The following is a 19,594-nucleotide window of genomic DNA, read 5'->3' on the forward strand; positions in this document are numbered from 1 at the left end:
TGGTTCTCGTTGTGTTGAGAACCGGTGAAAACGCCACACGGCTCCGCCGTGTAGGTCCGGGTGCGAGAATCGAACCCGCGTCTCAGCCTCCACAAGGCTGAAGGATAGTCCACTACCCTAACCCGGACACGCGTCGATATCTACCCCGCTTTGATAAATAACCGTTACGACTCCCGGACGGGCGTGTGACCCGGTGCCGTTCGGCGATCGGTCGCGCTCGGCCCGGGCCGGTGATCGGTCGCGCTCGACCCGGGTCGGTGACCGGCCGCGCTCGGCCTCGGACGACCGTTTCACCGACGGCGACGGCGACCACGCCGTTTTTACTGCCAGCCGGCGTATCTCGCGATAACCGTGGCGTTCACCGACAAGATCTACGTGAAGAACCACCGGCAGCTCGCCTCCCAGCTTGAGGCGAACGTCCCGAAGGGGGCCTTCGCCGGCGCGACCCTCGACATGCTGTTCACCGGTGACGGGCTCTCGAAGCTCGACTCCACGACCCGCGACCGCATCCTCGACTTCGCCGAGGACTTCCTCGACTGCGACTGTCAGGCGAACCCCTACTGCGGCTGTCCCGAGGAGAAGTTCATGCGATACGTGCTGGAGCTTCGGGCCGAGGGGCTCGGCCCGCAGGCGATCGTGGACGTGATGACTGACGACTACATGGTGTACGCGTACACCGGCGACGTGCTCTCCTTCCTCGACGACGCGGTGCGGAACCTGGAGGCCGTCGAGACCCTCGCCGACGTCGAGGGCAACGAGGAGATGTCCGAGCGGGCGCGGCGAGCGAAACGAGAACTGTCGGGGTAAGACGAAACGAGGAGCTGCGATTCCGTCGGTTCGAACGTTCACTTATATATCGTTTCCGTCGGTGGGGCGGTGAACGCTCCCGAACCCCCAGCCGCTTACTTATAAACGACTGATCTGGAATCAACGGTGGACACCCCAAAGCCCCAGCCGCGAGGACTCGCGCGACTCGTTGCGCTCCTCGCTCGGTCGCTCTCGCTCCCTCGCTGTGGTGTCGCCGGCGGCTTCGCCGCCGGCTGCCCGTGGCGCGTAGCGCCACGCTGCTTCCGTCGTCGTGCTTCGTCCTTCCGGGAGGCTTCGTCTCCCGTCTTCCCGCTCGCGTTGCTCGCGAGAATCGCGACTGCCGCTTTGAACCCCACCCGACCGCCGGAAGACGGTCCTGCTCGCTCACTCCGTTCGCTGCGCGTGCTGCGACTTCCGTGCTCCCGCTCGCTTCGCTCGCGGGACCGCAACCGCACCGCCGCCTCACGCCTCCCCAACCTCGTCGGCCGCCCTCCGCGTTGCTTCGGGCGGCCGACTCCCTCGCGCGAGCGAGTCGCGCCCTCCGGGCGCTCCTCGGCACGCGCCACCGCGTTCCTATTTATAAATCGTGGCGCCGGCTTCCGGCCGATTCGTCTTCCCGTCCACGTGGAGCCTCCGAACGGTCTAAGTGCGCTCGCGCCCGAACTCGATCAATGAGTCTTCGGCCCGCGTGGCTGACGTTCAGACGATACGCGGCGGCGACGACGGGGATGACGCTGACGCTGTTCGCGCTCGGCGTCTACACCGCGGCGACCGGCTCCGGGCTGGCGTGCGAGGCCCAGTGGCCGCTCTGCTCCGACCAGCTCATCCCCGCGCTGACGATCAACCCGGACTTCATCGAGTGGTTCCACCGGGCGTGGGCGATGATCACCGGGTTCCTCATCATCGGGACCGCCGGCTGGACGTGGCTCGGTAGCTTCGACCGCCGGACGCGTCTCGCGGCGACGCTCGCGGTAGCCATCCTCCCGCTGCAGATCACCGTCGGCGCGATCACCGTCACCGTCGGCGGTCTCGTCCCGGGCGGCTACACCGTCTCGACGCACGCGGCCCACCTGATCGTCGCGCTGACGATCTTCACGCTGCTCGGACTGACGACCATCTGGGGCGGCGGCCGGGGGTCGGCGCGGCTCCTCCGGATCGCGGCGACCGTCGGACTCGTCGGGATCGTCGCCAGCGCGGTGTTCTCGCGGGCGGTCCCGTTCGTGACGTACTCGCCGGGCGCGCAGGCCGGCTTCTACGCGACCGGGCTCGCGGGGCATCTCGGACTCGTCGCGACGGTCGCGTTCGCCACCGAGGCGGTCCGGTCGGGCTACGCGGGCGTGAGTCGGTCCACGGCCGCCACGGTCCGACTCCTCGCCGCCGGAGCGATGGCCGCGCTCGTCGCGACGCTCCTCCTCGGGCGCGACCTGGTGTTGTACACCGCGGGCTGGGAGCGGATCAATCTCGCCGCGCTGGGCGTCGCGGTCGCGCTCGCGGCGGGCGCGGCGTGGGTCGCCCGCGGCGCCGACGGCGCGGGCACCGCGACGGAACCGATCGGCGGCGACTGACCGCGGTGGCGACTGACCGGACCGACGTCGGACCCCCCTCCGCGGCCGAGTCCCGCCCGATCGATCGGGCGGGACTCGGCCGACGGCGGACGAGGCGTCCCGCTCGCGGAGGAAAGGTTGAAATCAGTCCCCGTTCTCACACCGGTATGTCACATCGAACGGAGACCGACGTGAGTCGTCGGACGTATCTGAAGCTGACCGGCGGCGCCAGCGCAGTCGGGCTGTCCGGCGTCGCCGGGTGCCTCGGCGACGGCGGAAGCGGCACCACGATCACGCCCGGTACCGCGCCGGGGTTCCCGCCGTTCGAGATGCAGCAGGACGGCGAGCTCGTCGGGTTCGACATCGATCTGCTCGAGGCGGTCGTCGAAGAGACCGAGTACGAGATCGGCGAGTGGGCCACCTTCGAGTTCAGCTCGCTCATCCCGGCGCTCACGCAGAACGAGGAGATCGACGTGATCGCGGCGGCGATGACGATCAACGACGAGCGTCGGGAGACGATCGCCTTCTCCGACCCGTACTGGGAGTCGGACCAGGCGATCCTCGTGCGCGACGGCGGCGACTTCCAGCCGTCGGGCTGGGAGGACTTCGAGGGCGTCAGCGTGGGCGCGCAGTCCGGGACGACCGGTGCCGACCAGGTGCAGTCGAACCTCGTCGAACCGGGGGTCATCGCCGAGGACGACGCCAGTACGTACGGCAGCTACGTCCTCGCCGTCGAGGACCTCGAAAACGGCAACATCGACGCCGTCGTCGTCGACAACCCGGTCGCCGAGACGTTCGCGGCCAACCGCGACGTGACGGTCGCGTTCGTCGAGGAGACCGGCGAGCGGTTCGGGTTCGGCCTCCGTCAGGGCGAGTCGGAGCTCCAGTCGGCGCTGAACGACGGCCTCGCGACCGTACAGGAGGACGGCACGTACGAGGAGATAACCAACACCTGGTTCGGGCAAGAGTAGGATGTCTGCCGCGGGGACGCTCGCGCTCGCCGCGGTCGAGAGCCTCGGCGCCGCGGCCCTAAACTGGCCGTTCGTCGGCGAGGCCGCCGACTGGGAGTTCGTCTTCAGGAACGCGGACTACCTCGGCGTCGGCGCGCTGTTGACGATCGGGCTCACATTCGCCTCGATCCTCCTCGGCTTCCTCGTCGGCTTCCCGGCGGGCGCGGTCGAGGTGTACGGCGACGGCTACCTCGAACGGGCGGTCAACGCCGCGGGGATCGTCCTCCGAGGAACGCCTATCGTCGTGATCCTCATCGTGATGTACTTCGTCGTCGGCGTCCCGCAGATCAACCTCGGGGTCGCCTCGATATCCTCCGCGGTCACCGCCGGGATACTCGGGCTCGGCCTCCGCAGCGCGGCCTACCAGTCGCAGATCTTCCGTGCGGCGCTGTCGAGCGTCGATGCCGGCCAGCTGGAGGCCGGCCGCTCGATCGGGCTCTCGCGGTTCGAGGCCGTCCGGTACGTCGTCGTTCCGCAGGCCCTGCGCCGGTCGATCCCGGGGTTCCAAAACGAGTTCACGATCGTGTTGAAAGACACGAGCATCGTCTTCGCGATCGGGCTCGCGGAGCTGTTGACCCGGGGGTACGACCTGTTCTCGGAGCAGACGACCGCGGTGCTCGAAGTCATCCTCTTCATCAGTGCCATCTACTTCGTCCTCACGTTCACGACGAACCGCGCGCTCGATTACCTCGGCACCCGCTACGCGATCCCGGAGGGTGAGTCGGCGTGAGTGACGGCGACTTCCTCGGCGTGACCGACGTCTCGAAGTGGTACGGCGACGAGCAGGTGCTCCACGACGTCTCCTTCGAGATGGACCGCGGCGACGTGACCGTCCTCATCGGCCCGTCCGGCTCCGGCAAGTCGACGATGCTGCGTTGCGTCAACCGGCTCGCCGAGGCGCAGGAGGGGTCGATCCGGCTCGACGGGGAAGAGGTGCTCTCGCCGGACATCGACGTCGACGACCTCCGCAGAGAGGTCGGCATGGTGTTCCAGGGGTTCAACCTGTTCGCGCACTTAACCGCGCGCGGCAACGTCGCGCTCGGTCCCCGCCGGGTGCTCGGGCTCTCTGAGTCCGAATCCCGGGAACGGGCGGCCGCGCAGCTCGACCGCGTCGGGCTCGCCGACCAGATGGACTCCTACCCCGCCGAGCTGTCCGGGGGGCAGCAGCAGCGGGTCGGCATCGCCCGCGCGCTGGCGATGGAGCCGAAGCTGATGCTGTTCGACGAGCCGACGAGCGCGCTGGACCCGGAGCTCATCGGCGAGGTGCTGGAGGTGATGCACGGCCTCGTCGACGAGGGGATGACGATGCTCGTCGTCACCCACGAGATGAGCTTCGCCCGCGAGGTGGCCGACGAGATCGTGTTCCTCGACGAGGGCCACGTCGTCGAGCGCGGGCCGCCCGAACAGCTGTTCGAACGACCCGAGAAGGAGCGGACCGGCCGCTTCCTCGAACGGATAGAGAGTCACGACTGATGGCGAGCGCGACGAGACCCGCGACGGTCCGGGAACGCGTGGCCGACGCCGACCGCTCGGTCGGTCGGCTCCTCCTCGTCGCCGCCGGCGCGCTGTTCTGGGGTTGGCTCGTCGTCAGCTGGGTCAACCGGTGGCTCGGCGGCGTTCTCGTTCCGGTCGGGCAGCCGCTCGTTCCGGCGGGAGCGGTGGAGGCGACGCTCGCCGCGCTCCCCGGGCTCGCGGCCTACGCGAGCGACGCCGCGTTCGTCGTGGAGCTCTCCCCGGACCTCGCGCGGGGGACGTGGCTCACGGTGGTTATCACCGCCGTGAGCCTCGTCCTCGGGTTCTTCATCGCCGTCCCGCTGGCCGTGGCGCGGGTGTACGGTCGGTTCTCCTCGTGGCTCTCGCTCGGGTACACCGAGCTGCTGCGCGGGACGCCCCTGCTGGCCCAGCTGTTCGTGCTCTACTACGGGCTCAACCTCGCGAGCTACGTTCCCGGCGCGCTCTCGGGCGTCTTCCCGCGGAACGTGGTGTGGGTGGCGATCCTCGGGTTCACGCTCAACGGCGCCGCCTACCAGGCGGAGTACATCCGCGGCGCCTTAGAGAGCGTCGAGGAGGGACAGATCACCGCCGGCCGCGCGATCGGGCTCTCGAAGCTGGAGACGATCTACTACGTGGTGCTCCCGCAGGGGCTCCGCTACGCGATCCCGTCGTGGACCAACGAGTTCGTCTACCTGATCAAGTACTCGTCGCTGGCGGCGTTCATCACGGTGCCGGAGCTGTACTACCGGGCCGACCAGATCGCCTCCGAGACGTTCCGGTACACGCTCATCTTCGTCGTGACCGGCGTGACGTACCTCGCGCTCGTGCTCACCGCGTCGAAGCTGATGGCTCGCGTCGAGGGAGCGGTCGCCATTCCCGGGCTGGGCGTCGAACGGGAGGAGTGAGGCGCTGACGGCCGCGCGCACGGCCTACCCCTCGAAGTCGGTGACGACCTCGACGCCGTGCACGTCGTACTCGCCGAGCGCGGCGAGCCGGTCCGAGACCGCAGAGAGCGCGATCTCGTCGCTCACGAGCGCGCCGGGGTCGACATCGGTCGCCTCGACGAGCGCGAACAGGTCGTCGTAGCTCGTCGGCGGCATGCCACGAGAACCGACGAACGACACCTCCCAGCGGGTCATCCAGTCGGTCGGGAGCGACACCTCGCCGCGCTCGGCCTCGGTGGTCAGTCCCACCTGGACGTGGGTCCCGCGGGGCCGAACGGAGCGGACCGAGTTGCGGCAGGTCTCGGCGATCCCGAGCGCGTCGACGGAGACGTCGGCGCCGCCGTCAGTGAGGTCCCTGACCCGGTCCGGGACGGAGTCGTCGGCCTCGGCGTCGGGGGCGTCGGGAGCGTCGGCCGCGTTCACGAGGGCGTCGGCGCCGATGTCGCTCGCGAGCGAGAGCGCGTCGTCGTCGACGTCGACGGCGACGACGCGGGCGCCGAGGGCGTCGCCGATCTGGACCGCTGAGAGCCCGACCCCGCCGCAGCCGTGGACCGCGAGGGCGTCGCCGCCGGACAACCCCGCCCGTTCGGCGAGCGCGTGGTAGGCGGTCATGTACCGGCAGCCGAGCGCGGCCGCGGCGGTCGCGTCGAGCCACGGGGGGCGCTCGACGAGGTTGTAGTCGGCGGCGGGGACGGCGACCCGCTCCGCGAACGAGCCCGGCGCGGCCGCCTCGAAGCCGAGCGCCCGCCCGTCGGCGCAGACGTTGCCGGCGCCCCGGCGGCAGTACGGGCAGGTGGCGTCGCCGAGCGAGAAGGGGACGACGACGCGGTCGCCGGGCTCGAAGCGGTCGACGGACGATCCGACTGCGACCACCTCGCCCGCGGGTTCGTGGCCGAGCACTTGGCCGCGCGGGACGCGGTCGTCGGCCCACTCGCCGTGGCCCATCCAGGCGTGCCAGTCGCTCCGACAGACGCCGCAGGCCGCCACGCGGACCACCGCCTCGTCCGGCCCGGGTTCGGGGGCGGGCACCTCGCGGACCGCCAGCGGTTCGCCGTACTCGCGAAGGATCGCCGCGCGCATAGCCGTCGAGAGGAGACGGAGCGTGGTAAACCCTCCCGGCCTCGGATAGCCCCGAACCGGGGGCGGCGCCTCGGGTCGGCTCGGATAGCTCCGGATACCCCCGATTTACACCGTCAGACACGCATTTTCTACTTGATATAAAAGTCCGATCTGCTTGCTGCGGATGTCAATAAATCGGGGTAAAATGCTATTTTCGCCACGTTACGCCTTGATTTCATACGAACCGAGATTGATACCGACAGTCAGACAACTGATAGTTAAGTAAGGTTTAATATCCTATACGATAGCGATCGAAACGTGTCACTACCGATGGAGCGCCGACCGGGCGTCGCCTATCGACGCCCCAACGGCGATCCGGACCGATTCGTCGTCGAAGCCGGCGGCGAGCCGCGGCTGGACCTCGACGCCCTCCCACGGACCGACTGGTTGGAGGCGACGGCCGAGGCGGACCGTCAGCGCCTCCGGTCGGCGCTCGACGGCGGGGACGTCGACGTCACATACCGCCTCGCGACCGGCGACGGCCCCCTGTGGGTCCGGGAGTGCGGACGCCGCGACGGGGACGGCGACGTCGTCGGCTACCTCCTCCCCGCCGGCGAGGGAGACGAGCGTCGCCGCCGGCTGGAGCGACAGCGCGAGCGCTTGGAGGAGTTCGCCAGCGTCGTCTCTCACGACCTCCGGAACCCGCTCTCGGTCGCCGTCGGGAACGTCGAACTGGCGAAGGAGTTCGAGGGCGAGGCGGCCGACGAGCGACTCGACCGAGCCCACGACGCGCTGGACTGGATGGACGACCTCATCTCCGACCTCCTGGCGCTCGCCCGCGAGGGAGACACCGTCGAGGAGACCGCGACGGTCGACCTCCGGGCGGTCGTGGACGCCGCGTGGCGGACGGTCGGAGCCGGCCCCGAGGCCGCGCTCGTCGTCGAGGACCCGCTTCCGACGGTCGAGTGCGACCGGAGCCGACTCCGACAGGCGTTGGAGAACCTCTTCCGCAACGCGATCGAACACGGGGCGTCCGACGACTGCTCGCCCGGCGAGGTGTCCGGCGAGGGCGACGCGGACGTCGGCGACGCGACGAGCGGGAGCGCAGAACCCGCGGGAGGGTCGCTCCGAGTCCTCGTCGGGGTTCTCTCGGACGGGTTCTACGTCGCGGACGACGGCCCCGGAATCGACCCCTCGGAGCGCGAGTCCGTCTTCGAGCCCGGCCACACGACGGCTGACGACGGCACCGGGTTCGGGCTCGCGATCGTCGAACGGATCGCGGAGGCCCACGGCTGGTCGGTGTCCGTGACCGAGGGCCGAGCGGGCGGGGCGCGGTTCGAGTTCGCGGGCGTCGAGAGCGTCGAAGAGGTCGACTCGACGGAGTCGGACCGGGAGAGCGTCGCCACCGAACCGGGCGGCTCGCCGCCGACGTAGCGCCGCGAGCGGCGACGGCGTGCTCAGAAGAAGTCGCTCAGTCCGGCCTGTCCGTCGTCCTCTTCGTCTCCGTCGCCGCCGTCCGCGTCGCCGGCGTCGCCGGCGTCGACTGGGTCGCCCCCGGCCGCGTCGTCAGTGGTCCCGCCGCTCGCGCCGGGGGCCGGCCCTTCGGCGGCGGCGGCGCCGGCGGCCCCCGCGTCGGCGTCGTCGGCCTCCGCCGCCCGCGCGCCGCCGGCGAACGCGCCTTCGGCGTGGTCCTCCATCCGATCCTCGCGGAGCGCCTGCGCGTCCTCGACGATCGACGCGACCTTGTTGGTCGACTCGCCGGAGCCGGTGACGAAGGCGACGCCCGCCTCGTCGAGGTCGTAGGCCGCCGCCATCGCGACCGTCAGCTCGCGCGGCTTGCAGTGGTGCGTGACCGTCTGCAAGAAGGGGAGCACCTCGCGGCGAGCGGTGGCGATACTGCAGCCGCTGGCGGCCGCGATCTGTCCGACCACCTCGTCGGCGGTCGCGTCCGAGGAGCTCCAGAACTGCGGGCGACCGTAGCGGGTCCACCCGCCCTTCTCCCCGTCGCGGGCGGCGGCGACCCCGGCGGCCGCGTTGTCGGTCGCGTAGCGCCAGTAGGTGTAGTTCTGCGTGGCGCGCACGCGACCCAGCCACACGTCGGCGTTCGCGAGGAAGTCGTACGCCCGGACCGCCTCCGACGGCTCGTACACGTCGAGGACGTTGTTCTCGATCCACTTCGTGAGGTCGTCGGGGGTCTCGTCGACGGCGTACGCCGACTGCAGCGCCTCCTCCGCCGACTCCTCTTTGAGGACCGCGTCGAGGAACGGGAACAGCCCGAGCGCCTTGTCGCGGTCCCCGGTGACCACGTCTTCGATCGCGATCGAGTCCCGCCCCTCCGTGGCCGCCTGCAGGTCGTTGATCGCGCCGCGGAGGTCGCCGAGGTTCCGCTCGGCGATCCGCTCGAGCGCGTCGGACTCGAACTCGATTCCCTCCTTGCGACAGACGTCGCGGAGGACGGGGACGATGGAGCGCGCGGAGACGTCGCGGAACTCGATCTCTTGAGTGGCGTCGCGCAGCCCGCGCGCCATGTCGTAGTAGTCGTTGGCGATGAGGACGATCGGCTGGCCCGACTCCTTGACGAGCTTCGTGATCGCCGAGGCGCCGCCGCGGTCGTAGTTGCCGTGGATGTTGTCGGCCTCGTCGAGGATGACGAGCTGGCGGGAGGCCGTGTCCCCGCCGGTCGCGCCGCCGCCGGCCGCGCTCCCGCCGAGGGTGGCGTTGCGGGCGGCCCGCCCCGCGAAGCGCTCGATGACGTCGGCGGTGCGCTGGTCCGAGGCGTTCAGTTCGACCGTCTCCCAGCCCATGTCGCTCGCCAGCGCGTGGGCCGCGCTCGTCTTCCCGACGCCCGGGCTCCCGTGGAGCACGACGGCCTCGCGGTGGTCGTCCCACGAGCGAGCCCACTCCGCGAACGCGTCACGGGCCTTGTCGTTGCCGCGGACCTCCGAGAGGGTGCTCGGGCGGTACTTCTCCGTCCAATCAGCCATTACCCGCGGTAGGTCGGTGCGGCGTTTAGTGGTTCCGGAGCGGTGGGAGGCGGTGGGCGCTTCCCCGGGGCGACGGCGTCCCCGCTCGCGCTCCGCCCGGTTGTGCGTATCGCTGCTACTACCCTCGTGTTCAGATAAGCTGATTCCATGCGAAGCTGAACGATCTGAGCCAGTCGTCGGCGGTTTCTGCTTCGGCGTTGCTGAAACAGTTTGAGAAACAGACAGTTCGCCGTTTTACCTCTCTGAACACACGTTCAACGGCGTTCCGATTTTCATGTTTCTCGTATCTGAAATCGAAGCCGTGGCGCTGACACGCGTCTTGTAGCGAGTGCGATCCATCGATGAGAAACACGGCGTCGGAGACGTCGTGTTTCTCGGAGAGTTCGGTCAGAAACGACTGTGCGAGAACCTTCGTTGTTGTCGGCTCAAGCTTTTTATGGAGCAATTCGTTTGTTTCAGGATCGACGGCAGCATACAGCCAATATTGCTCGTCGTTGAGTCGGATCACAGTCTCGTCAACCGCGACGTGATCCGGACACCGACCAGCTTCGGGCTGTAGATCGGCCTTGTGAACCCAATTATGAACGGTTGATCGAGCACGTTCGACACCGAATATATCAATAACCGAGACGGTATTCGAAAGTGAGAGGCCAGCGAGATGGAGCTGAATACCGAGCTTCATCAGCAATCTCGGTGTCGCTTCTCGTTCAACAAACTCTAAGTTGATCTGGTCGATACTCCCGCTGAGGCGTGTGTTTTCGGGCATGAACCACTCAGAAAACACACCGCCTCACTATTCATCCTTATCTGAACACGATGGCTACTACGCACCACGCATTTTTCCCATTGGGCCGAACCTCCACGGAGGTGAAACCGCGATGACGACGACGTACGCCGACTGGACGGACGCACAGGAGCGGACGACCGTCGCGGTCGACGACCATGAGGTCGAGATGGCGTACCGAGACGAGGGGACGGGGGATCCGGTCGTGTTCCTCCACGGGATCCCGACGAACTCGTACCTCTTCCGCGACCAGTTCGAGGCGATCGCGACCGAGCGGCGCGCGATCGCACCGGACATGATCGGCTACGGCGGGTCGGCGATGCGCGACGGGTTCGACCGGTCGATCCGCGCCCAAGAGCTCGCAGTCCGCGGGCTCGTCGACGAACTCGGGTTCGACGCGATCGACTTCGTCGGCCACGACCTCGGCGGCGGCGTCGGGCTGCGCTACGCGGTGCGGACCCCGGACGCCGTCGACCGGCTGGTGCTGTCGAACTCCGTCGCCTACGACTCGTGGCCGATCGGGACGATCACCGACCTCGGCCTCCCCGAGACGGCACGGGAGACGAGCGTTGAGGAGCTGCAGGGGATGCTCGACGCGCTGTTTCGGGACACGCTCCTCGGCGACGACCACGACGAGGCGTTCCTCGAGGGAATGACGGCGCCGTGGGCCAGCGAGGAGGGCGTCACGAGCGTCGTCCGCAACGCGAGCGCGACGAACACCAGCCACACGACGGAGATCGACCCCCGAGACGTGACCGCCGACACGCTCCTGTTGTGGGGGACGGAAGACGAGTTCCAGCCGATCGAGTGGGCCGAGCGGCTCGAAGCCGATATCGACTCCTGCGAACTCGTCGGCCTCGAGGCCAACCACTGGGCCCCGGAGGACCGGCCCGCGGCGTTCACCGAGCACCTGACCGACTTCCTGTCGTAACGGGTCCGGTCGGACCCTCCGGTACCGGAATTCAGTCGGCACCCGACCGCCCGCGGTAATGAGTTCGGACGAGGCCGTCGTCACGATCTAGTCGGATTACGTCTGCCCGTTCTGCTACCTCGGCCGCCGGTCCTTGGCGGCGTACCGGGAGACGCGGGAGCGCGATCTCGATATCGACTGGCACCCGTACGACCGCCGGGGGCACAAGCGCGGTCCCGATGGCGAGGTCATCCACTCGATCGACGACGGGAAAGACGACGAGTACTTCGAGCGGGTCCGACGGGACGTGGACCGCCTCCGAGATCGGTACGACGCCGAGGCGATGCTCGACCTCGACGACCTCCCCGAGCGCGTGGACTCGTTCGACGCGCAGGTCGCCTCGCTGTACGTGAGCGAGGAGCGCCGGGACCGGTGGCCCGACTTCGATGAGGCGATATTCGAGGCGCTCTGGGTAGACGGACGGGACATCGGCGACGCCGACGTGCTGGCCGACCTCGCCGAGGACGCGGGGCTGGACGCCGACGAAATACGGACCGCGATCGCCGACGAGGAGCGGCGCGACCGGCTCCGGAGCGACTTCTCCGACGCGCGGGACGCGGCGGTCTCCGGCGTCCCGACGTTCAGGTACGACGGACGCACGGCCCGGGGCGCGGTGCCGCCCGAACAGCTGGACCGGCTCGTGGAAGGGGTCTGAGAGGGCCTCTCGGCGACAGCGGCGCCGATAACTGTTTGAGAAGTCGAAGTGGGACCGCTGAGAGTCGAACTCAGGTCATACGGACCCCATCCGCATAGGATACCACTACCCCACGGTCCCTGTCTGCACGCGGAGAAATGAGAGTGCGGTAATTAAGGACTTCGCTTCACTCGTCGTCGTCGTCCTCGCGCGCGACCACGAGGTCGCCGTCGTCACGCACCGCGAGGTTGCCGATCGGGTCGCCCTCGTAGACCGCCAGCCCCTCGGCGCGACCGAGTACGTATCCGTCGCGGTCGGCGCGGACGGTCCCGCGGCTCCGACCGGTCGCCGAGACCACGTCGGCGAGGACGTCGCCCTCGGCGAACGCGTCGCCCGCGGCGACGCGGTGACGGATCAGTCCGGAGACGTCGGTCGTCGGGCCGCGGAAGCGACGGACCGGGAACTCGACCGGCGCGGGGGTGGGGCGGTCGATCGGCCTCCCCACGGAGTCCGGAACGTCCTCGGCCGCGAGGATCCCCATCTCGACCGCGACCGCGAACACCCCCGCGACGCCGGCCTCGACGAGCGCGTCGTCGACGACGCTGTGCGCGCCGAGTTCCGCGGTGAACGCCGGGATTCCGGCCTCGTTGAGCACGGCGCCCGCGGTCGAGCGCTGCAGGTTCTCCTCGACGTACTCCGCGGCCGGGTACTCGCGCAGCGTCGGGAAGCCGAAGGCGTCGACGAGCCGCCCGAGCTCGTCCGAGAGCGCGACCGCGTCGTCCTCGCTGCGGCGCTCCCCGTACAGCACGCGGTCGCGGATCGCGAACGGTTCGCTGGCGACGCCCGCGGTGTGACAGTCGATCAGGGCGTCGGCGACGACGCCCGTTCCCGCGGGCTCCGCGACCGGGGGGTCGACCGGCTCGCGGTCCGACCCGTCGCGGCCCGCGCTCGCCGAACCCTCGACGGCGCCCTCGACCGTCTCGCCCGTGATCGCGGCGTACAGCCTGGCGTCGATCCGCTCCTGTAGCTTCGGCGGCCGCGCGGACTCCGCGTCGGCGTCCGGGAAGTGACGGTTCGGGTCCTCGTCGTCGTAGTACGTGTGGCGCGAGTTCCGTCTGAGACCGGCGGGCGAGACGACCGGTACCGCGACGACCGCGCCGGCGAGCGCCGCGAGGGCGTCCTCTGCGAGCGTCGCGATGGCGTCCTGCACGACGGCGACGCCGGTCGCCTCGTCGCCGTGGACGCCGCCGGTGAGCCACAGCACGGGCCCGTCTCCCGACCCGTTCGCGACGACGACCGGGAGCCGCTCGGCGGCGCCCGTCGGCAGCTCCGCGACCTCGAACCACCCGCGGGCTACCTCGCCCGGGGCGGCGCTCGCGGTGCCGAGGGAGACCGATCGACCGCCGCGCTCGCCGGAGTCGCCGTCCTCGGAAACGTCGCCGTCGGGCCCGCTCCCTTCGCTCTCGTCCATACCCCGACCCGCGACGGCGCGATTATAAAAGCACGCGTTCCAGCGAGACGACGACGCCGGACTCGGCGTCGGGGTCGCCGACGAGCCGGCCGAGACAGACCGCGACGCCGTCGGGCGTGTGGCACGCGACGAGCGGCGGGTCGCCGCGTTCGCCCGTCGAAACCGCGCTCTCGTCCCCTCCGATAACTCCGGGCGCGTACACCGGCGCGCCGGTGGCGACGTTCCGCGCGGCCGACGGCGCGACCGTCACCGACGGGAGGTGGACCAGGGCGTCCTCCGCCGGCCGGACGACTTCGCGGAGCAGCGACTCGTCGCCCTCGCGAGCCCACGCGAGGCCGTCGACGAGGTCCTGGAGCGCGTGGAGGTCGCCGTCGTCGAACGGGTCGGTGGCGGTCCGGCGGAGGTGGCCCATGTGGGCGCCCACTCCCGTCGCGAGGCCGACGTCGTGACACAGCTTCCGGACGTACGTCCCCGACTCACACCGGATCCGGAGGAGCGCCTGCCGGTCCCGGACTTCGAGGACGTCGAGGTCGTGGATCGTTCGAGTCCTGAGCCGGCGGGTCACGGCGCTCTTCCGCGGCGGCTTCTGGTAGATCTGCGCCTCGAACTCGCCGACGACCTCGCGGAAGTCGCTCGGGGGCGACCCGTGGAGCTCGAGGACGGCGACGTACTCTTTCGTCCCCTCCAAGAAGACCTGCGCCGCCCTCGTCGCGTCGCCGGTGAGCGTCGGCAGACAGCCGGTGACCTTCGGGTCGAGGGTGCCGGCGTGGGCGACGCCGTCGATCGGCTCGCCCTCGGGATCGAGCGCGGCGAGGGCGTCGTTGATCGCGTCGCGCACCCACGCCGAGAGCTGGTGGGAAGACGGGCCTGCGGGTTTGTCGACGTTGACGACGCCGAATCGGAGCAGCTCGGGCACCGTGCGCTCGCCGGGCGGTGCCCGAAGGGGGTCGTCCGCGGGATCGGGTGTGTCGTCGGCTGTGTCGGTCATTGGGAGATTGCGTGCGGTCGCGGCTCAGAAGTCGTAGGTCACGCCCTCGATGGGCGCCTTCCCCTCGTCGTCATCGGGGTCGTACGCCTCGACGGTGGCGACGAGCACGTCGAGGAAGCTGTCGGGGCTCCAGCGGGCGGTGTTGTACGCGGCGTCGTAGATGGAGAGGTCGTCGATGTCGATGCCGTAGAACTCCCCGTACCGTTTGCGTTCGGAGTCCTCGCGACGCCTCGTCTCGGTCCTCGCGCGGTCGACGGGCTTCGACTCCCGGTCGGCGATCCGCTCGGCGCGGACCGAGAGCGGGGCGTCGAACCAGAACCGGAAGTCGGCGTGATCGGCGGCGAGCCACCCGGCGAGCCGCGACTCCAGGACCAACTCGTCGCGGGTCGTCGCGATCTCCCGGAGGCGCCGGTCGAGCTTGCGGTCGAACTGCGGGTCCTCCTCCGCGAACTCGTTGAACTCGACCGGCGTCATGTCGCGGTCGGCCGCCATCTCGCGGAAGATGTCGCCGCCGGACACGTGCTCCAGGCCGAGCCGATCGGCGAGTCCCACGGCGTTCGTGCTCTTCCCGCTGCCCGGCGGGCCGGAGACGGTGATCAACATATCGCTACTGCGCGGGTGTCGTTCAAAACGGTTGTCGTTCGGCGCTCGCCGGCGGGCCGGTGCGCCGTCGGTTGCGGCCTGTCGCGCCGTCGGTTCCGCGGCGGGTGTCGGCGATCGCTACCGGTCTCGCGTCGCCGCGGTCATCGACCAGACGGCGACCAGCCCGAGCAGGACCGCGGGGACGAGCGGGAGCGCGAGGTACGTCGCGAAGAATGGGAGCCCGAACCAGCCCGCGGCGTACGGGTAGAGGTAGATGACGCCGGGGATGACGAGGACGCAGGTGAACAGCACGGCTGTCAGCGCCCATCCCCGTCGGCCGAAGCCGTCGGCGGTCGGCTCGTCGGTCCCCGGACCGTCCGCGCCCGGTTCCGACGCGGCGGGGTCGGCGGTGCCGACGGCGCCGTCGCTCTCGCCGTCGGTCTCGGAGTCGGGGACGTGGACGTAGCCGCCCGTGCTCCCGTCCGCGTCGGTCTCAGAGCTCACTGTCCGGTTTAATCACTACTTTGCCAAAGCCCTCACGGTTCTCTATCATCTCGTGGGCGCGCGCGGCCTCGCTCATCGGGAGCGTCTCGCGGACGGCCGGCTCGAAGGTGCCGTCCCAGACGAGTTCGAGGACGTCGTCGACCTCGCCGGGCGTCGCCATCGTCGACCCGATGACGGAGAGCTGGTTCCAGAAGATGCGGTTGAGCCCCGCGTCGGGGTTCGGTCCGGTCGTCGCCCCGCAGGTGACCAGCCGGCCGCCCTTCGCCATCGACTTCAGGGAGTTCGGGTAGGTCGCCTCGCCGACGTGGTCGACGACGACGTCGACGCCCCGGCGGCCGGTGAGCTCCGCGATCTCCTCGGCGAAGTTGTTCGCCTCGTAGTCGATGACGTGATCGGCGCCGCACGCCTCGGCGTGCGAGAGCTTCTCCTCGCTGGAGGCGGTCGCGAACACCTCACAGCCCGCGTGGTCGGCGATCTGGACCGCGGCGTGGCCGACGCCCCCTGAGGCGCCGAGCACGAGCACCTTCTCTCCCGCCTCGATGTCCGCGCGGGTCTGGAGCATCCGCCAGGCGGTCTGGAAGACGAGCGAGGCGGAGCCGGCGACCTCCCAGTCGACGCCCGAGGGGACGGGGACCAGGTTCTCGCTCGGGACGGTCGCCTTCTCGGCGTGGACGCCCCGGACGTGCTCCCCGATGATGTGGAACGAGGGGCACAGCGACTCCTCACCGTGGCGGCAGAACTCGCACTCGCCGCAGGAGACGCCGGCGCTCACGGCGACGCGGTCGCCGGGCTCGAACCGCGTCACGCCCTCGCCGACCGCCTCGACGACGCCGGCCGCGTCGCTGCCGGGAATGTGGGGCATCTCCAGGTCGACACCGGGCAGGCCGCGACGGGTCCAGATGTCGAGGTGATTGAGCGCGCCCGCCTTGACGTCGACGACGACCTCGCCGCGGTCGGGCTCCGGGTCGGGGAACTCGCCGTACTCGATCACGTCGCGGTCGCCGTGGGAACCGAACTGGACGGCCTTCATGCGTCGATGCACCCGCGGCATCCACTAAACAGTACGCCAAACGGAACCCCCGGGGCGCGCGGTCGACGACCTCCACCGGACGGTGCCGCACAATCTCCACCGGACGGTGCCGCACAATCTCCACCGGACGGTGCCGCACGGTCGCGACCGGAAGGAGCCGCCCGACCGCGACAGACTCGGCGACTCCCCGTTCCACCGTGATACCCTCTCACACCCGTGCGAACCGGGCGCATTCGCTCCGCCCTTCCGTGATGTTTAAGTAGCGAAGGCGGGACCGTACGGATGCACGAACTGCAGGGGCGCCGGGTCCCGAGTCCACGAGGGCGACGATACGACGCGAGTTGCGGTAGCCAAGCCTGGCCCAAGGCGCAGGGTTGCTAACTCTGTGGCGTCACTGCCTCCGGGGTTCGAATCCCCGCCGCAACGCTCGAACGGACCGAGCACCGCCGGATTCGCGCCGGTAGGGCTCACCACAACCAACACATGAGCACGGAAGAATCACAGGACGACTCGCCGGAGGAGGAGGAAGACCTCCAGTACTTCGTCCGGATCGGGGGCGCGGACCTCGACGGGACGAAGACGGTCGAGCGAAGCCTGTCCGAACTCGACGGCATCGGCACGCGCACGGCGCGGCTGGTCGCCGAGAAGGCCGACGTGGATCGCAACGCCACGTTCGGTCTCCTCGACGAGGGCGACATCGACGCGGTGGTCGACATCGCCGAGAACCTCGAAGACCACGTCCCGTCGTGGATGACGAACAGACAGAACGACTTCTACTCCGGAGAGACGACGCACCTGGTCGGCACCGACGTCCAGGAGAAGCGCCGTCACGACATCAACCGGATGAAAGTCATCGAATCGTACAAGGGCGTTCGCCACAAGCGCGGCCAGAAGGTACGCGGCCAGCGCACGAAGTCCACGGGTCGGTCCGAGGGCACCATCGGCGTCAACGTCGAGGAGATCCGCGAGGAGATGGCGGAAGACGAAGCGGGTGACGAGGAATGAGCACCGGTAAGAACACGAAGGGCTACGAGACGCCGAATCACCCGTACCAGGGCGAGCGCATCGCCGAGGAGTCCGACCTCCTCTCGCGGTACGGCCTGAAGAACAAAGAGGAGTTCTGGCGCGCCCAGTCCGAGCTGCGCAGCATGCGACGCGAGGCGCGTCGCCTGCTCGGCGAGGCCCAGGGTGACGTCGACGTCGCCCAGGATGCCGGTGCGGAGTTCGTTGCGCGACTCCGCCGCATCGGTATCCTCAGCGACAACGACGACATCTCCGCGGTCCTCTCGCTGGACGTGACCGACCTGCTCGAGCGCCGTCTCCAGACGGTCGCCTACCGGCAGGGGTTCGCGTCCTCGACGCAGCAGGCCCGCCAGTTCATCGTCCACGGCCACATCACCGTCAACGGCGCTCGCGTCACGCGTCCCTCGGTGAAGGTCGACGTGGACGACGAAGGCGCCATCGCCTTCGACGAGACGAGCCCGCTCGCGGACGATCTCCACCCCGAGCGCGCGGAGTCACAGGAGTAACCAACCATGAGTGAATCCGAGGACGGAAAGTGGGGCATCGCCCACGTGTACGCGTCGTTCAACAACACGCTCATCACGGTCACCGACGAGACGGGCGCCGAGACGATCGCCAAGTCGTCCGGCGGAACCGTGGTGAAGCAGAACCGCGACGAGGCGTCGCCGTACGCCGCCATGCAGATGGCGGAGGTCGTCGCCGAGCGCGTCAAGGACGCCGGCTTGGAGGGCGTGCACGTTCGCGTGCGCGGCCCCGGCGGCAACCTCAACAAGTCCACCGGTCCCGGTGCGCAGGCGACGATCCGCGCGCTCTCGCGAGCAGGCGTCGAGATCGGCCGGATCGAGGACGTTACGCCCATCCCGCACGACGGGACGAAGGCGCCAAAGAACAAGCGAGTCTGACATGACGGAAGACGACTTCGACGTCCAGTACGTCGAACGGGACGAACGCAGCGCGCGGGTGCTTATCCGCGGGCTCACCCCGGCGTTCGCGAACGGCATCCGCCGCGCGATGATCGCCGACGTCCCGACGTTCTCGATCGACACCGTCCGGTTCGTCGAGAACTCCTCCGTCATGTTCGACGAGATGATCGGGCTTCGGCTGGGGCTGGTGCCCCTGACGACGCCGCTCGACGACTTCGAGGTCGGCGACGAGGTCACCCTCGCGCTCGACGTCGAGGGACCGGGGACGGCGTACTCCGGCGACATCGAGAGCGCGGACCCGCTCGTCGGAGTCGCCGACGAGAACGTGCCGATCATCGAGCTGAAGGAGGGACAGCGGCTGGAGTTCGAGGCGGACGCGGTGCTGAACACCGGCAAGGAGCACGCCAAACACCAGGGCGGCGTCTCCGTCGGCTATCGCCACCTCCAGCGCGTCTCGGTCGAGGGCGACCTCGGCGAGTTCGACGACGACGAGCCGCGGATCCTCCGCGGCGTCATCGAGGCGCCCGACGGTTCGATAGAGCTCACCGACGAGTTCGACAACGACCTCTCGGAGCGGTTCCCCGGCAAGGAGGTCGCGATCGAGGACGTCCCCGGCGCGTTCGTCTTCCACATCGAGACGGACGGGTCGTTCAGCGTCGAGGAACTGCTGCTCCGCGCGATCGACTCCATCGAGGAGCGCGCGGACGAACTACAGACGAAAGTCGCGGTCTAACGTAATGACGGACCTTCAGACCACGCGGCCGGCGCTCGCCCCTGCACGGAGCCGCGGCGCCGCTGCCCGATCCGACGCCGCGTCGGATCGCCTCGGACTCGAGTCGGGTC

Annotated in this window: 20 protein-coding genes, 3 tRNA genes and 1 pseudogene; 14 read left to right on the plus strand and 10 right to left on the minus strand. The window is 69.4% G+C overall.

The genetic code is table 11. The annotated features are described in order from the left end of the window. Nucleotides 1-54: 54 nt before the first annotated feature. A tRNA-His gene (locus DJ74_RS01785) sits at nt 55-127 on the minus strand. 224 nt (nt 128-351) lie between these two features. On the opposite strand from DJ74_RS01785, the gene DJ74_RS01790 reads away from it, so the two are divergent. The 6 genes from DJ74_RS01790 (at nt 352) to DJ74_RS01815 (ending at nt 5,760) form a co-directional block, all read left to right on the plus strand. Further along, nucleotides 352-807, plus strand: a complete 456-nt coding sequence (locus DJ74_RS01790; protein ID WP_094526118.1) for a DUF5814 domain-containing protein — start codon at nt 352-354, stop codon at nt 805-807. A gap of 728 nt (nt 808-1,535) precedes the next feature. Beyond that, nucleotides 1,536-2,372, plus strand: a complete 837-nt coding sequence (locus tag DJ74_RS01795; RefSeq protein ID WP_094526138.1) for a COX15/CtaA family protein — start codon at nt 1,536-1,538, stop codon at nt 2,370-2,372. A gap of 146 nt (nt 2,373-2,518) precedes the next feature. Beyond that, nucleotides 2,519-3,322 (plus strand): basic amino acid ABC transporter substrate-binding protein, encoded by an 804-nt coding sequence (locus tag DJ74_RS01800; RefSeq protein WP_094522080.1) that lies wholly within the window; start codon nt 2,519-2,521, stop codon nt 3,320-3,322. Nucleotide 3,323: 1 nt separating this feature from the next. Then, nucleotides 3,324-4,091 (plus strand): amino acid ABC transporter permease, encoded by a 768-nt coding sequence (locus DJ74_RS01805; protein WP_094522081.1) that lies wholly within the window; start codon nt 3,324-3,326, stop codon nt 4,089-4,091. Further along, on the plus strand, nt 4,088-4,834 hold the full coding sequence (locus tag DJ74_RS01810) for an amino acid ABC transporter ATP-binding protein (RefSeq protein WP_094522082.1): 747 nt from the start codon (nt 4,088-4,090) through the stop codon (nt 4,832-4,834). Before DJ74_RS01805 ends, DJ74_RS01810 begins: the two co-directional genes overlap by 4 nt. After that, nucleotides 4,834-5,760, plus strand: coding sequence for an amino acid ABC transporter permease (locus DJ74_RS01815; RefSeq protein WP_094526119.1), 927 nt, complete (start codon nt 4,834-4,836; stop codon nt 5,758-5,760). Before DJ74_RS01810 ends, DJ74_RS01815 begins: the two co-directional genes overlap by 1 nt. A 24-nt stretch (nt 5,761-5,784) precedes the next feature. Here DJ74_RS01815 and DJ74_RS01820 read toward each other — a convergent pair whose 3' ends face one another. Then, nucleotides 5,785-6,879, minus strand: coding sequence for an alcohol dehydrogenase catalytic domain-containing protein (locus DJ74_RS01820; RefSeq protein ID WP_094526120.1), 1,095 nt, complete (start codon nt 6,877-6,879; stop codon nt 5,785-5,787). A 309-nt stretch (nt 6,880-7,188) separates the two neighbouring features. Here DJ74_RS01820 and DJ74_RS01825 point away from each other — a divergent pair, with 309 nt between their 5' ends. Beyond that, a complete protein-coding gene (locus tag DJ74_RS01825) occupies nt 7,189-8,292 on the plus strand; it encodes a HAMP domain-containing sensor histidine kinase (RefSeq protein ID WP_094526121.1) in 1,104 nt (367 codons plus the stop codon). Between the two features lie 23 nt (nt 8,293-8,315). Here DJ74_RS01825 and DJ74_RS01830 read toward each other — a convergent pair whose 3' ends face one another. Then, nucleotides 8,316-9,842, minus strand: a complete 1,527-nt coding sequence (locus tag DJ74_RS01830) for a replication factor C large subunit (RefSeq protein ID WP_094526122.1) — start codon at nt 9,840-9,842, stop codon at nt 8,316-8,318. Between the two features lie 130 nt (nt 9,843-9,972). Further along, complete coding sequence (locus DJ74_RS01835; protein ID WP_094526123.1) at nt 9,973-10,608, minus strand: IS6 family transposase; 636 nt, start codon at nt 10,606-10,608, stop codon at nt 9,973-9,975. A 112-nt stretch (nt 10,609-10,720) separates the two neighbouring features. On the opposite strand from DJ74_RS01835, the gene DJ74_RS01840 reads away from it, so the two are divergent. Next, nucleotides 10,721-11,557, plus strand: coding sequence for an alpha/beta fold hydrolase (locus DJ74_RS01840; RefSeq protein WP_094526124.1), 837 nt, complete (start codon nt 10,721-10,723; stop codon nt 11,555-11,557). A gap of 91 nt (nt 11,558-11,648) precedes the next feature. Next, a pseudogene (locus tag DJ74_RS01845) lies at nt 11,649-12,251 on the plus strand (DsbA family protein); the annotation flags it as partial. A 49-nt stretch (nt 12,252-12,300) separates the two neighbouring features. Here DJ74_RS01845 and DJ74_RS01850 read toward each other — a convergent pair. From DJ74_RS01850 to DJ74_RS01875, 6 genes are all read right to left on the minus strand, one after another. After that, nucleotides 12,301-12,371: transfer RNA gene (locus DJ74_RS01850), tRNA-Pro, on the minus strand. A gap of 46 nt (nt 12,372-12,417) precedes the next feature. Further along, nucleotides 12,418-13,701: a succinylglutamate desuccinylase/aspartoacylase family protein gene (locus DJ74_RS01855; protein ID WP_094526125.1), complete on the minus strand. Its 1,284-nt coding sequence runs from the start codon at nt 13,699-13,701 to the stop codon at nt 12,418-12,420. A gap of 22 nt (nt 13,702-13,723) precedes the next feature. Next, complete coding sequence (locus tag DJ74_RS01860) at nt 13,724-14,689, minus strand: RNA-guided pseudouridylation complex pseudouridine synthase subunit Cbf5 (RefSeq protein ID WP_094526126.1); 966 nt, start codon at nt 14,687-14,689, stop codon at nt 13,724-13,726. Between the two features lie 24 nt (nt 14,690-14,713). After that, nucleotides 14,714-15,292, minus strand: a complete 579-nt coding sequence (gene cmk, locus DJ74_RS01865; RefSeq protein ID WP_094526127.1) for a (d)CMP kinase — start codon at nt 15,290-15,292, stop codon at nt 14,714-14,716. Nucleotides 15,293-15,409: 117 nt separating this feature from the next. Then, nucleotides 15,410-15,775 carry a hypothetical protein gene (locus DJ74_RS01870; RefSeq protein WP_094526128.1) on the minus strand — a complete coding sequence of 122 codons (366 nt, stop codon included), beginning with the start codon at nt 15,773-15,775 and terminating at the stop codon, nt 15,410-15,412. After that, entirely contained in the window at nt 15,765-16,805 is a 1,041-nt protein-coding gene (locus DJ74_RS01875) for a zinc-binding dehydrogenase (protein WP_094526129.1), read from the minus strand. Before DJ74_RS01875 ends, DJ74_RS01870 begins: the two co-directional genes overlap by 11 nt. Nucleotides 16,806-17,145: 340 nt before the next feature. On the opposite strand from DJ74_RS01875, the gene DJ74_RS01880 reads away from it, so the two are divergent. The 5 genes from DJ74_RS01880 to DJ74_RS01900 all read left to right on the plus strand — a co-directional run bounded on the left by DJ74_RS01880 (nt 17,146) and on the right by DJ74_RS01900 (nt 19,484). Beyond that, a tRNA-Ser gene (locus DJ74_RS01880) sits at nt 17,146-17,231 on the plus strand. A 57-nt stretch (nt 17,232-17,288) separates the two neighbouring features. After that, nucleotides 17,289-17,810 carry a 30S ribosomal protein S13 gene (locus tag DJ74_RS01885; protein WP_094523916.1) on the plus strand — a complete coding sequence of 174 codons (522 nt, stop codon included), beginning with the start codon at nt 17,289-17,291 and terminating at the stop codon, nt 17,808-17,810. Next, nucleotides 17,807-18,334 (plus strand): 30S ribosomal protein S4, encoded by a 528-nt coding sequence (locus DJ74_RS01890; protein ID WP_094523915.1) that lies wholly within the window; start codon nt 17,807-17,809, stop codon nt 18,332-18,334. The genes DJ74_RS01885 and DJ74_RS01890 overlap by 4 nt, the downstream gene beginning before the upstream one ends. 6 nt (nt 18,335-18,340) lie before the next feature. Further along, a complete protein-coding gene (locus DJ74_RS01895; RefSeq protein WP_004046448.1) occupies nt 18,341-18,730 on the plus strand; it encodes a 30S ribosomal protein S11 in 390 nt (129 codons plus the stop codon). Nucleotide 18,731: 1 nt separating this feature from the next. Continuing rightward, entirely contained in the window at nt 18,732-19,484 is a 753-nt protein-coding gene (locus tag DJ74_RS01900) for a DNA-directed RNA polymerase subunit D (protein WP_094523914.1), read from the plus strand. Nucleotides 19,485-19,594: the final 110 nt, after the last annotated feature.

The organism is Halorubrum sp. Ea8, assembly GCF_002252925.1.
In the GTDB taxonomy this organism is placed as follows: domain Archaea; phylum Halobacteriota; class Halobacteria; order Halobacteriales; family Haloferacaceae; genus Halorubrum.